Source organism: Streptomyces sp. NPDC060064 (assembly GCF_042736455.1).
Lineage (GTDB): Bacteria > Actinomycetota > Actinomycetes > Streptomycetales > Streptomycetaceae > Streptomyces.
Genome location: NZ_JBHWWF010000038.1, coordinates 64547 through 78395 on the forward strand (window position 1 = coordinate 64547; position 13849 = coordinate 78395).

Annotated in this window: 8 protein-coding genes; all 8 read right to left on the reverse strand. The window is 65.7% G+C overall.

The annotated features are described in order from the left end of the window. Positions 1 to 123: 123 nt before the first annotated feature. The 8 genes from fusA to ACFWDI_RS33690 all read right to left on the reverse strand — a co-directional run bounded on the left by fusA (position 124) and on the right by ACFWDI_RS33690 (position 13741). Complete coding sequence (gene fusA / locus ACFWDI_RS33655; protein WP_327325481.1) at positions 124 to 2250, reverse strand: elongation factor G; 2127 nt, start codon at positions 2248 to 2250, stop codon at positions 124 to 126. 38 nt (positions 2251 to 2288) lie between these two features. Then, positions 2289 to 2759 (reverse strand): 30S ribosomal protein S7, encoded by a 471-nt coding sequence (gene rpsG / locus ACFWDI_RS33660; RefSeq protein WP_262006819.1) that lies wholly within the window; start codon positions 2757 to 2759, stop codon positions 2289 to 2291. A 2-nt stretch (positions 2760 to 2761) separates the two neighbouring features. Further along, positions 2762 to 3133, reverse strand: coding sequence for a 30S ribosomal protein S12 (gene rpsL, locus ACFWDI_RS33665; RefSeq protein ID WP_003948652.1), 372 nt, complete (start codon positions 3131 to 3133; stop codon positions 2762 to 2764). Between the two features lie 314 nt (positions 3134 to 3447). Further along, the gene (locus tag ACFWDI_RS33670; protein ID WP_385309893.1) at positions 3448 to 7371 is read right to left on the reverse strand and encodes a DNA-directed RNA polymerase subunit beta'; all 3924 of its coding nucleotides are present in this window, start codon (positions 7369 to 7371) and stop codon (positions 3448 to 3450) included. A gap of 125 nt (positions 7372 to 7496) precedes the next feature. Next, a complete protein-coding gene (rpoB, locus tag ACFWDI_RS33675) occupies positions 7497 to 10979 on the reverse strand; it encodes a DNA-directed RNA polymerase subunit beta (protein ID WP_327325479.1) in 3483 nt (1160 codons plus the stop codon). Positions 10980 to 11559: 580 nt separating this feature from the next. Further along, the gene (rplL, locus tag ACFWDI_RS33680; protein ID WP_327325478.1) at positions 11560 to 11943 is read right to left on the reverse strand and encodes a 50S ribosomal protein L7/L12; all 384 of its coding nucleotides are present in this window, start codon (positions 11941 to 11943) and stop codon (positions 11560 to 11562) included. A 112-nt stretch (positions 11944 to 12055) separates the two neighbouring features. Next, entirely contained in the window at positions 12056 to 12586 is a 531-nt protein-coding gene (rplJ, locus tag ACFWDI_RS33685; RefSeq protein ID WP_326651935.1) for a 50S ribosomal protein L10, read from the reverse strand. A gap of 255 nt (positions 12587 to 12841) precedes the next feature. Beyond that, positions 12842 to 13741, reverse strand: a complete 900-nt coding sequence (locus tag ACFWDI_RS33690) for a hypothetical protein (protein ID WP_385309896.1) — start codon at positions 13739 to 13741, stop codon at positions 12842 to 12844. Positions 13742 to 13849 lie beyond the last annotated feature (108 nt).

Below are 13849 nucleotides of genomic sequence, written 5' to 3' on the forward strand. Positions count from 1 at the left end.
ATCGGCGCCAGGTGATCTTTGCTGGGATGCCGGGGCCCGGGGGCGTCCGCCGCATTGCTCTCGCTCTGCGCCGGACGCCTCTCCAGGCACCGGTGACAAGCCTAAAGCGTGAACTCCGAAGAGTTACTCGCCCTTGGCCTTCGCGATGATCTCCTCGGCGACGTTCCGCGGAACCTCGGCGTAGGAGTCGAACTGCATCGAGTAGCTTGCGCGACCCGAGGTCTTGCTGCGGAGGTCTCCGACGTAGCCGAACATCTCCGAGAGGGGGACCAGCCCCTTCACGACGCGAGCGCCGCTGCGCTCCTCCATGGCCTGAATCTGGCCACGGCGGGAGTTGAGGTCGCCGATGACATCGCCCATGTAGTCCTCGGGCGTGGTGACCTCGACGGCCATCATCGGCTCGAGGAGCACGGGGGACGCCTTGCGGGCACCCTCCTTGAACGCCTGCGAACCAGCGATCTTGAACGCGAGTTCGGAGGAGTCGACCTCGTGGTAACCACCGTCGAGAAGGGTGACGCGAACGCCCACCATCTCGTAGCCGGCCAGGATGCCGAACTGCATGGCTTCCTGCGCACCCGCGTCCACCGAGGGGATGTACTCACGGGGGATACGGCCACCGGTGACCTTGTTCACGAACTCGTAGGTCGCGTCGCCGCCCTCGATGGGCTCCAGCGCGATCTGCACCTTCGCGAACTGACCGGTACCACCGGTCTGCTTCTTGTGCGTGTAGTCGATACGCTCGACGGCCTTGCGGATCGTCTCGCGGTACGCGACCTGCGGCTTGCCGACGTTCGCCTCGACGCGGAACTCGCGCCGCATGCGGTCGACGAGCACCTCGAGGTGAAGCTCACCCATACCACCGATGATGGTCTGGCCGGTCTCCTCGTCCGAGTGGACCTGGAAGGAGGGGTCCTCCTCCGCGAGACGCTGGATGGCGACACCCAGCTTCTCCTGGTCACCCTTGGACTTCGGCTCGATCGCGACCTGGATGACCGGCGCCGGGAAGTCCATGGACTCCAGGATCACCGCGTTCTTGTCGTCGCACAGCGTCTCACCGGTGGTGGTCTGCTTCAGGCCCATGACGGCGACGATGTCGCCGGCGCCCACCGACTCGATCTCCTCACGCTTGTTCGCGTGCATACGGTAGATCTTGCCGATGCGCTCCTTCTTGCCCTTGGTGGGGTTCAGCACAGCAGTGCCGGACTCCAGGCGACCCGAGTAGACCCGGATGAAGGTGAGCTTGCCCAGGTGCGGGTCGCTCGCGATCTTGAAGGCCAGAGCGGCCAGCGGCTCGTCGTCGGACGGGCGGCGCGTGATGACCTTCTCCGGGTCCTTGACGTCGTGGCCCTCAATGCCTTCGACGTCCAGGGGGGAGGGGAGGTAGCGCACAACCGCGTCGAGCAGGGGCTGAACACCCTTGTTCTTGAACGCGGTACCGCAGAAGACGGGGGTGACGGTGGTGCCGCCGCCCTTGCCGGACGCGATGGTGATACGACGGATCGCCTGGTAGAGCTGCTCCTCGGTGGGCTCGACGCCCTCGAGGTACAGCTCCATCATCTGGTCGTCGTTCTCCGACACGGCCTCGAGCAGCTTGCCGCGCCACTCCTCGGCAGCCTCGGTGTGCGTGGCCGGGATGTCGACGACGTCGTACATCTCGCCCTTGGTGGCTTCGGCGGACCAGACCAGGGCCTTCATACGGACCAGGTCGATGACGCCCTTGAAGTCAGCCTCTGCACCGATCGGCAGCTGCATCACGATCGGGGTCGCGCCGAGGCGGTCCACGATCATGTCGACGCAGCGGTGGAACTCGGCGCCGGTGCGGTCGAGCTTGTTGACGAAGCAGATACGCGGAACGCCGTAGCGGTCCGCCTGACGCCACACAGTCTCGGACTGCGGCTCAACGCCGGCGACACCGTCGAACACCGTGACGGCACCGTCGAGCACGCGGAGCGAACGCTCCACCTCGACCGTGAAGTCGACGTGACCCGGGGTGTCGATGATGTTGATGGTGTGATCGACGTCCTCGAGCGGCCAGTGACAGGTCGTCGCGGCGGACGTGATCGTGATGCCGCGCTCCTGCTCCTGCTCCATCCAGTCCATCGTGGCAGCGCCGTCGTGGACCTCACCGATCTTGTAGCTCACACCGGTGTAAAACAGGATGCGCTCGGTGGTCGTCGTCTTGCCCGCGTCGATGTGGGCCATGATCCCAATATTGCGGACCTTGGCCAGGTCAAGCGAAGTGGTGGCCATAAGGCTCAATCTTCTCTCGGTCTCGATGTGGGTAGCGACTACCAGCGGTAGTGCGCGAAGGCCTTGTTGGACTCGGCCATCTTGTGCGTGTCCTCACGCTTCTTGACCGCCGCGCCGAGGCCGTTGGAGGCGTCGAGCAGCTCGTTCATGAGGCGTTCGGTCATGGTCTTCTCGCGACGGGCGCGGGAGTAACCCACGACCCAGCGGAGCGCGAGGGTGGAGGCGCGACCGGGCTTGACCTCGATCGGCACCTGGTAGGTGGCGCCACCGACACGGCGGGACTTGACCTCGAGAGACGGCTTGACGTTCTCGAGGGCGCGCTTCAGCGTGATGACCGGGTCAGCGCCGGTCTTCTCGCGGAGGCCTTCCATGGCGCCGTAGACGATCCGCTCGGCAGTGGAACGCTTGCCGTTGAGCAGGATCTTGTTGATCAGCGACGTGACAAGAGGAGAACCGTAGACCGGGTCGATGATGACCGGGCGCTTCGGGGCGGGGCCCTTACGAGGCATTCTTACTTCTCCTTCTTGGCGCCGTAGCGGCTGCGGGCCTGCTTGCGGTTCTTGACACCCTGGGTGTCGAGGGAACCGCGGATGATCTTGTAGCGAACACCCGGCAGGTCCTTCACACGGCCACCACGCACGAGCACGATGGAGTGCTCCTGCAGGTTGTGTCCCTCACCCGGAATGTAGGCCGTGACCTCGATGCCGGAGGTCAGACGCACACGCGCGACCTTCCGCAGGGCCGAGTTCGGCTTCTTCGGGGTGGTCGTGAACACACGCGTGCAGACACCACGACGCTGAGGGGAACCCTCGAGCGCGGGCGTCTTGTTCTTCTCGACCTTGTCCTGCCGGCCCTTCCGGACCAGCTGCTGGATCGTAGGCACTACTTCTCCGGTTTCTGTGTGCCGTTAGTGAAGCTAACCTGGAACGTCGCCGACCCACGCGGTCGGGTGTGTCGAATGCTGCAGGCTCCCCCGTGAAGGAAGAGAAAGCAGATTGCGGTGGCCATTTTCGGACTCGCCGTGCGGTTGAGGACACGCACACGAGCCCAGGCACACCCCAGGCACAAGGTCAGAGCGTACCTACCGCATCGGCTCCGGTCAAAACAAATGCACACGCGCAGGACACACCACCCTGCAACATACGCCACAGGGCGGCCATCCGCGAGGGATGACCGCCCTGTGGCGTTGCTACTGCCTTACTGGTTGTACGGACCGTAGTCGTAGTCCTCCAGCGGAACGGCCTGGCCGGAGCCGGTGCCGAACGGCGAGTAGTCGATGTCGTCGTAGCCGACGGCCGAGTACATCGCGGCCTTGGCCTCCTCGGTGGGCTCCACCCGGATGTTGCGGTAGCGGGACAGGCCCGTACCGGCCGGGATGAGCTTACCGATGATGACGTTCTCCTTGAGGCCGATCAGGGAGTCCGACTTGGCGTTGATCGCCGCGTCGGTCAGAACCCTGGTCGTCTCCTGGAAGGACGCCGCCGACAGCCACGACTCGGTGGCGAGCGAGGCCTTGGTGATACCCATCAGCTGCGGACGGCCGGAGGCCGGGTGGCCGCCTTCCGTGACCACACGACGGTTCTCGGTCTCGAACTTCGAACGCTCGACGAGCTCACCCGGCAGCAGCTCCGCGTCGCCGGACTCGATGATCGTCACACGGCGCAGCATCTGCCGGATGATGATCTCGATGTGCTTGTCGTGGATCGACACACCCTGCGAGTTGTAGACCTTCTGGACCTCGCCGACCAGGTGGACCTGGACCGCGCGCTGACCGAGGATCCGCAGCACGTCGTGCGGGTTGGTGGCACCCACGGTGAGCTTCTGGCCCACCTCGACATGGTCGCCCTCGCCCACCAGCAGACGGGCGCGCTTCGAGATCGGGAACGCCGTCTCGTCGCTGCCGTCGTCGGGGGTGACAACGAGCTTCTTGGTCTTCTCGGTCTCCTCGATACGGACGCGGCCTGCCGCCTCCGAGATCGGGGCGACACCCTTGGGCGTACGAGCCTCGAAGAGCTCGACGACACGGGGCAGACCCTGGGTGATGTCGTCACCGGCCACACCACCGGTGTGGAAGGTACGCATCGTCAGCTGGGTACCGGGCTCACCGATGGACTGGGCGGCGATGATGCCGACCGCCTCACCGATGTCCACCAGCTTGCCGGTGGCGAGCGAACGGCCGTAGCAGTACGCACAGGTGCCGACCGCGGACTCACAGGTCAGGACCGAGCGGGTCTTGACCTCCTCGACGCCCGCGGCGACGACCGCGTCGATGAGCACATCGCCCAGGTCGACATTGGCCGGCGCGATGACCTTGCCGTCGACGACGACGTCCTCGGCGAGCATGCGGGCGTACACGGACGTCTCGACGTCCTCCGCCTTGCGCAGCACACCGTCGGCGCCGCGCTCGGCGATCCGCAGCTTGAGGCCGCGGTCGGTGCCACAGTCCTCTTCGCGGATGATGACGTCCTGCGAGACGTCCACCAGACGACGGGTCAGGTAACCCGAGTCCGCGGTACGCAGGGCGGTGTCCGCCAGACCCTTACGGGCACCGTGGGTGGAGATGAAGTACTCCAGCACGGTGAGACCCTCACGGAACGACGCCTTGATGGGCCGCGGGATGGTCTCGTTCTTGGCGTTCGACACCAGACCACGCATACCGGCGATCTGACGCATCTGCATCATGTTTCCTCGGGCACCCGAGTCAACCATCATGAAGATGGGGTTCGTCTTCGGGAAGTTCGCGTTCATCGCCTCGGCAACCTCGTTGGTCGCCTTGGTCCAGATCGCGATGAGCTCCTGAGTGCGCTCGTCCTTGGTGATCAGACCGCGCTCGTACTGCTTCTGGACCTTCTCGTCCTGCGCCTCGTAGCCCGCGACGATCGCCTTCTTGGCCTCGGGGACCACGACGTCGGAGATGGCCACGGTGACACCGGAACGGGTCGCCCAGTAGAAGCCGGCCGCCTTCAGGTTGTCGAGCGTCGCCGCCACGATGACCTTGGGGTAGCGCTCGGCGAGGTCGTTGACGATCTCGGAGAGCTGCTTCTTGCCCACCGAGTAGTCGACGAACGGGTAGTCCTCGGGCAGCAGCTCGTTGAAGAGCGCGCGGCCCAGGCTCGTGCGCAGCCGGAAGCTGTCACCCTGCTGCCACTCGCCCGCGCCGGAGCCGCCGATGTCCGCAGCGCCTTCTTCCTGCGCCGGCGGGGTCCAGCCGCGCGGCGGGATGGTGCCCACCGGGAAGCGGATGTCGACCTTCGCCTGGAGGGAGAGCTCGCGGGCGTCGAACGCCATGATCGCCTCGGCCGTGGAGCCGAAGGACCGGCCCTCGCCGATGACCTTGCGCTCTTCCTCGTCGGTCGTGAGGAAGAACAGACCCAGCACCATGTCCTGGGTCGGCATGGTGACCGGACGGCCGTCGGCCGGCTTCAGGATGTTGTTCGAGGAGAGCATCAGGATGCGCGCCTCGGCCTGCGCCTCCGCGGAGAGCGGCAGGTGCACGGCCATCTGGTCACCGTCGAAGTCCGCGTTGAACGCGGTGCAGACGAGCGGGTGGATCTGGATGGCCTTGCCCTCGACCAGCTGCGGTTCGAAGGCCTGGATGCCGAGGCGGTGCAGCGTGGGCGCACGGTTCAGCAGAACCGGGTGCTCGGCGATGACCTCTTCGAGCACGTCGTAGACGACCGTGCGGCCGCGCTCGACCATGCGCTTCGCCGACTTGATGTTCTGCGCGTGGTTGAGGTCGACCAGACGCTTCATCACGAACGGCTTGAAGAGCTCCAGCGCCATGGCCTTCGGCAGACCGCACTGGTGCAGCTTGAGCTGCGGGCCGACGACGATGACGGAACGGGCCGAGTAGTCGACTCGCTTACCGAGCAGGTTCTGACGGAAACGACCCTGCTTGCCCTTCAGCATGTCGCTGAGGGACTTCAGCGGGCGGTTACCGGGACCGGTCACCGGGCGACCGCGGCGGCCGTTGTCGAACAGCGCGTCGACGGCCTCCTGCAGCATCCGCTTCTCGTTGTTCACGATGATCTCGGGGGCACCGAGGTCAAGGAGACGCTTGAGGCGGTTGTTGCGGTTGATCACACGGCGGTACAGGTCGTTCAGGTCGGAGGTCGCGAAGCGGCCACCGTCCAGCTGCACCATGGGACGCAGGTCCGGCGGGATGACCGGCACGCAGTCCAGCACCATGCCCTTGGGGCTGTTGCTGGTCTGCAGGAACGCGGAGACGACCTTGAGGCGCTTGAGCGCACGGGTCTTCTTCTGGCCCTTGCCGGTACGGATGATCTCGCGGAGACGCTCGGCCTCCTCCTCGAGGTCGAAGGACTCCAGGCGCTTCTGCAGCGCCGCGGCACCCATCGAGCCGTCGAAGTACGTGCCGAAGCGGTCACGCAGCTCGCGGTAGAGCAGCTCGTCGCCCTCGAGGTCCTGGACCTTGAGGTTCTTGAAGCGGCTCCACACCTCGTCGAGACGGTCGATCTCGCGCTGCGCACGGTCGCGCAGCTGCTTCATCTCACGCTCGGCACCCTCGCGCACCTTGCGGCGCACATCGGCCTTGGCGCCCTCGGCCTCGAGCTCGGCCAGGTCGGTCTCGAGCTTCTTGGCGCGGGCCTCGAGGTCGGCGTCACGGCGGTTCTCGACCTGCTGGCGCTCGACGGAGACATGGGCCTCCAGCGAGGGCAGGTCGCGCGTCCGGCGCTCCTCGTCCACGAACGTGATCATGTACGCGGCGAAGTAGATGACCTTCTCGAGGTCCTTCGGCGCAAGGTCGAGCAGGTAGCCGAGGCGCGACGGGACGCCCTTGAAGTACCAGATGTGGGTGACAGGCGCGGCCAGCTCAATGTGACCCATCCGCTCACGGCGCACCTTGGCGCGGGTGACCTCGACGCCACAGCGCTCACAGATGATGCCCTTGAAGCGGACACGCTTGTACTTACCGCAGTAGCACTCCCAGTCCCGGGTCGGACCGAAGATCTTCTCGCAGAAGAGTCCGTCCTTCTCGGGCTTGAGCGTGCGGTAGTTGATGGTCTCCGGCTTCTTGACCTCGCCGTGGGACCACTGTCGGATGTCGTCCGCGGTCGCAAGGCCGATCCGCAGCTCGTCGAAGAAGTTGACGTCGAGCACTATGCGTCAATCCCTCTCAGGGGTTCGTGCCCCTCGCTGTGAAGCGAGATATCGGGCGCTAAATCATGGTCTGTACGGGTCCGGGGCAGGGTCGGGACCTCACGAGGAGGTCCCGACCAGACCCGTCAGACCTCTTCGACGCTGCTCGGCTCGCGCCGGGACAGGTCGATACCGAGCTCTTCCGCAGCACGGAAGACGTCCTCGTCCGTGTCGCGCATCTCGATGGACATACCGTCCGAGGACAGCACCTCCACGTTGAGGCAGAGCGACTGCATTTCCTTGATGAGCACCTTGAAGGACTCGGGAATGCCGGGCTCGGGGATGTTCTCGCCCTTGACGATGGCCTCGTAGACCTTCACGCGGCCGGTGACGTCGTCGGACTTGATGGTCAGCAGCTCCTGGAGGGCGTACGCGGCGCCGTAAGCCTCCAGCGCCCACACCTCCATCTCACCGAATCGCTGGCCACCGAACTGGGCCTTACCACCCAGCGGCTGCTGGGTGATCATCGAGTACGGACCGGTCGAACGAGCGTGCAGCTTGTCGTCGACCAGGTGGTGGAGCTTGAGGATGTACATGTAGCCGACCGAAACCGGGTCCGGGAACGGCTCGCCGGAGCGGCCGTCGAACAGGTTGGCCTTGCCGGACGGCTGAACCATCCGGTTGCCGTCGCGGTTCGGGATCGTGGCCTCGAAGAGACCGGCGATCTCGTCCTCGCGCGCACCGTCGAAGACCGGCGTCGCGACGTTCGTACCGGGCTGGACCTCGTCCGCGCCGATCGCCTTCAGCCGCTCCATCCACTCCTCGTTGCCCTCGACCTTCCAGCCCTGGCTGGCGAGCCAGCCGAGGTGGATCTCGAGAACCTGTCCCGGGTTCATTCGGGACGGGACACCCAGCGGGTTGAGGATGATGTCGACCGGGGTGCCGTCCTCCAGGAACGGCATGTCCTCGATCGGCAGGATCTTCGAGATGACGCCCTTGTTGCCGTGACGGCCGGCGAGCTTGTCACCATCGGTGATCTTGCGCTTCTGCGCGACGTAGACGCGAACCAGCTGGTTCACGCCCGGCGGCAGCTCGTCGCCCTCCTCGCGGTCGAAGACGCGGACGCCGATGACCTTGCCGATCTCGCCGTGCGGGACCTTCAGCGAGGTGTCACGGACCTCACGCGCCTTCTCACCGAAGATCGCGCGGAGCAGACGCTCCTCCGGGGTCAGCTCGGTCTCGCCCTTGGGCGTGACCTTGCCGACCAGGATGTCGCCGGCGACGACCTCGGCACCGATACGGATGATGCCGCGCTCGTCGAGGTCGGCGAGGACCTCCTCGGAGACGTTCGGGATGTCCCGGGTGATCTCCTCCGGGCCGAGCTTGGTGTCACGGGCGTCGACCTCGTGCTCCTCGATGTGGATCGAGGAGAGGACGTCGTCCTGCACGAGGCGCTGCGACAGGATGATCGCGTCCTCGTAGTTGTGACCCTCCCACGGCATGAAGGCGACCAGCAGGTTCTTGCCCAGCGCCATCTCGCCCTGCTCGGTGGCAGGACCGTCGGCGAGGACCTGGCCCTCGACGACCCGGGCGCCCTCGTCCACGACAACCTTCTGGTTGACCGAGGTGCCCTGGTTGGAGCGGGAGAACTTCGCGATGCGGTACGTGGTGTACGTGCCGTCGTCGTTGGCGACGGTGATGTAGTCCGCGGATACCTCCTGGACAACACCTTCCTTCTCCGCCTTGATGACGTCGCCGGCGTCGACCGCACAGCGGTACTCCATGCCGGTGCCGACCAGCGGCGCCTCGGACGTGATCAGCGGCACGGCCTGGCGCATCATGTTCGCGCCCATGAGGGCACGGTTGGCGTCGTCGTGCTCGAGGAACGGGATCATGGCGGTCGCGACCGACACCATCTGGCGCGGCGAGACATCCATGTAGTCCACGTCCGTGCCGGGCACGTAGTCGACCTCGCCGCCACGGCGGCGGACCAGCACCCGGTTCTCGGCGAACCGCAGGTCATCGGTGAGCGCGGCGTTGGCCTGCGCGATGACGAACCGGTCCTCCTCGTCGGCGGTCAGGTAGTCGACGTCGTCGGTCACCTGGTCGTCGACGACCCGGCGGTACGGCGTCTCGACGAAGCCGAACGCGTTGACGCGGCCGTAGGAGGCGAGCGAGCCGATCAGACCGATGTTCGGGCCTTCAGGGGTCTCGATCGGGCACATGCGGCCGTAGTGGGACGGGTGCACGTCACGGACCTCGAAGCCGGCCCGCTCACGGGAGAGACCACCCGGGCCGAGCGCCGACAGACGGCGCTTGTGGGTGAGACCCGACAGCGGGTTGTTCTGGTCCATGAACTGCGACAGCTGGCTGGTGCCGAAGAACTCCTTGATGGAGGCGACGACCGGCCGGATGTTGATCAGGGTCTGCGGCGTGATCGCCTCGACGTCCTGGGTCGTCATGCGCTCACGCACGACGCGCTCCATACGAGCCAGACCCGTACGGACCTGGTTCTGGATGAGCTCGCCGACGTTACGCAGACGACGGTTGCCGAAGTGGTCGATGTCGTCGGTCTCGACGACGATCTCGGTGCCGCTCTCGCCGACCGTCTCGGTCTCACCGGCGTGCAGCTTGACCAGGTACTTGATGGTCGCGATGACATCGTCGGTGGTGAGCACGCCGGCGTCCAGCGGCTCATCCGCGCCGAGCTTCTTGTTCACCTTGTAGCGGCCGACCTTGGCGAGGTCGTAGCGCTTCGGGTTGAAGTAGAGGTTCTCGAGCAGCGTCTGAGCGGCCTCGCGCGTCGGGGGCTCGCCCGGACGCAGCTTGCGGTAGATGTCGAGCAGCGCGTCGTCCTGGCCCTGGGTGTGGTCCTTCTCCAGGGTGGCGCGCATCGACTCGTACTCGCCGAACTCCTCGAGGATCTGCTCGGTGGTCCAACCGAGAGCCTTGAGCAGGACGGTGACGGACTGCTTGCGCTTGCGGTCGATGCGGACACCGACCATGTCGCGCTTGTCGATCTCCATCTCGAGCCAGGCACCCCGGGACGGGATGATCTTGGCCGTGAAGATGTCCTTGTCGGACGTCTTGTCGATGTTGGAGTCGAAGTAGACACCCGGCGAGCGGACCAGCTGGGACACCACGACACGCTCGGTGCCGTTGATGACGAAGGTGCCCTTGTTGGTCATGAGCGGGAAGTCGCCCATGAAGACCGTCTGGGACTTGATCTCGCCGGTCTCGTTGTTGGTGAACTCGGCGGTGACGAAGAGCGGGGCAGCGTACGTGAAGTCGCGCTCCTTGCACTCGTCGATGGAGTTCTTCGGAGGCTCGAAGCGGTGGTCGCGGAAAGTAAGCGACATCGACCCGGAGAAGTCCTCGATCGGAGAGATCTCCTCGAAGATCTCTTCCAGACCGGACTTGGTGGGGACGTCCTGTCCGCTGTCCAGAGCCGCCTCGACACGAGCCTTCCAAGCGGCGTTCCCGAGCAGCCAGTCAAAGCTCTCGGTCTGCAGCGCGAGGAGGTTCGGAACCTCGAGGGGCTCCTTGATCTTTGCAAAGGAGATGCGCAGCGGGGCGGTGCTGGCGCCGTTGTTCGTATTCGCGGTCGAGGCGTTGCGCGAGGCGGCCAAGAGGGGGTCCTTCCGAGGGCTCGGACTCACTACGCGCGTACCGGTCCCATGCTGGGCACGGAGATAGAAATCCCAGGTGAGGGATGATCAATCAACGGTGCTCGTGCGTGGGGATGCCCCTGGTGACGGGCAGGAGGCAGCTAACAGGCAGCGCAAAGGGTCAGTGTAGCCACTTGGCACACTGATGTCCAGTGCGGGTTTTCGAGACCCTCGTTGTTCTCAACTCCGCGGCAAGCCCTCGCGCCATGTGGCGCACATCGATACTGCCCGTTCGGTCGTCGATCCATGCCTCGGATCCGGATCGTTGTGACGACGCGTCCTGAGAATTGCGCGCTCCGTGCGGTTCGTCAAGGCCCCCCCACTCAAACTGGCTGCTGGGATCGTCACTGACCAGCGTCAGGGGCGCACGGCGAAGATCACGATACCCCCCGAAAACGGAAGAGCAAGGCAGGCCTCGCGGGAACGCCGAAGGGCGACCACCCGGATGGGTGATCGCCCTTCGCTGTGTCCCCAGCGGCCCCTAAGCGGAACCGGCTGTCGCCGCTACACGCCTTCCGGCGCGCGGCAGAGACTCAGAAGGTCACTTGACCTCGACGGACGCGCCAGCGGCCTTGAGGGACTCGGCAGCCTTCTCAGCGGCCTCCTTGGCGACCTTCTCGAGGACCGGCTTCGGGGTGCCGTCGACGAGGTCCTTGGCCTCCTTGAGACCCAGGGAGGTCAGCTCGCGCACGACCTTGATGACCTGGATCTTCTTCTCGCCGGCGCCGGTGAGGATGACGTCGAACTCGTCCTGCTCGGCCTCGGCCTCGGCCGGGGCGGCAGCGGCGCCACCAGCGGCAACGGCGACCGGGGCGGCGGCGGTGACGTCGAACTTCTCCTCGAAGGCCTTCACGAACTCGGAGAGCTCGATGAGGGTCATCTCCTCGAACTGCGCAAGCAGGTCGTCCTGGGTGAGCTTCGCCATGATGGCGGTCCTTCCACTAATTCGGCTGGTGCCGGATGTATATGTCGGCGGGCGTACATCGGCCCGCTGCGACCGGCCGCGTTATGCGGCGACGGTCAATGCGCGAGCCGAATTACTCGGCACCGCCCTGCTCGGCCTTCTTGGCACGAAGCGCCTCCGCGGTGCGGACGAACTTCGAGGGAAGCGCCTGGAAGAGCGCGGCAGCCTGGGACTGCTTGCCCTTCATGGCGCCCGCCAGCTTGGCGAGCAGAACCTCGCGGGACTCGAGGTCCGCAAGCTTCTTGATCTCATCGGCGGACAGCGCCTTACCGTCAAGGACACCGCCCTTGATGATGAGGTTGGGGTTGTCCTTGGCGAAGTCACGAAGACCCTTCGCCGACTCCACCGGGTCACCGGTGACGAAGGCAACCGCTGTCGGACCGTTGAACAGGTCGTCGAGCGTGTTGATCCCGGCCTCGTTGGCCGCAATCTTGGTCAGCGTGTTCTTCACCACGGCGTACTGGGCGTTCTCACCGAGCGAACGGCGCAGCTGCTTGAGCTGAGCCACGGTGAGACCCCGGTACTCGGTCAGCACGGCGGCGTTCGAGCTGCGGAACTGGTCCGCGAGCTCGGCTACCGCGGCAGCCTTGTCGGGCCTTGCCATAGAGCGTCGGCCTCCTTCCGGGTGATGAGGACCGCTCAGAAGGGGCTGAACAAAACGAAACGCCCCGGCGCAGGCGCACGGGGCGTAGCTCTACCGGAGCGAGTCCGGGAGCTGTCCACAGTCACCTGCGCAGGACGTCCGCAGTCAGCGGATCCTTCGGCCACCGCACCCTCTTGCGAGGACACAGCAACGACCAGCGGTCTTTGGCTTCTGTGGAAGAGTACGCGAATGGTTCCGCGTCAGGCAAATCGCCGCTTACGAGGCCCCCGCCTGCCGGTTCATGAGCTTGGTGAAGTCAACCGTGTCAGCGGCCGGCGGCGCCTCGACCGACGCCGCGGTGCCGTAGTCGGAGTAGAAGACCGTCGAGTTGAACGCGCCGGTCTTCAGCTGACCGCTTTCGGACTTCTTCACCAGCAGGTCGTTCTTGTCGACCCAGATGTCGACCTTCTCGGTGGTGACGCCGGCCTTGCCGAGCTGCTCCTTGAAGGCCTTCAGCTGGTCGGCGCTGAGCGCGGCGTTCTTCTCCGTCAGCTTCGCGACGTCGACCGTGCCGGAGTAGTGCGTGGCGGAGACGCCCCGTACCTTCTCCTCGCCCACCTTCTTCACATCGCCCGAGGCGAGCAGGGCCTTCACTCCCTTGTCGGGAGTGGCGTTCTGCATCTGGTCCTTCATGACGTCGCCGGAGGCGCCCATCAGCTTGGACAGATCGGCGTAGCCGTACCGGATCCAGTGCTTGCCGCCCGCCTGCGCGGCGAGGGCGTCGCCCAGGTTCGCGTAGTAGGCATCGCTCAGATAGCGGGCCTTCACGGCCCCGTTGCCACCGGCCTTCTTCATGGCGTCCGCCATGGTGCCGCCGGTGTATTTCATCTCCATGGCGCCGGTGATGCCGTCCGCCCAGTCGAGGGCCCCGTTCATCGTCACGGTCATGGCGGAGCCCATCACCATCGTGCCGTCGACCTTTGCGGAGTGGGCTCCGCTGGTCTTCTGCTCGACGGTGCGCAGCGCGGCGATCGGGCTGACCGCGGCCACACCCCCGCTCCCCGCCTTCGTCCCACCTCCGCTGCCGCTGCCGCCGCCCTGGCAGCCTGCGGCTCCGGCGATCACGGCGACCGCCGTCAGTGCAACGCCCGCGCGCCTGAATCCAGACGTGCCCATAAACCCCACCCCTTGTGTCTCAGCGAACTCACAGAACCGTAACGCAGCCCTACGACAGCGCGTACGAATAAAGCCGGTCCCCGCACCTCGGTGAGAGGTGCGGGGACC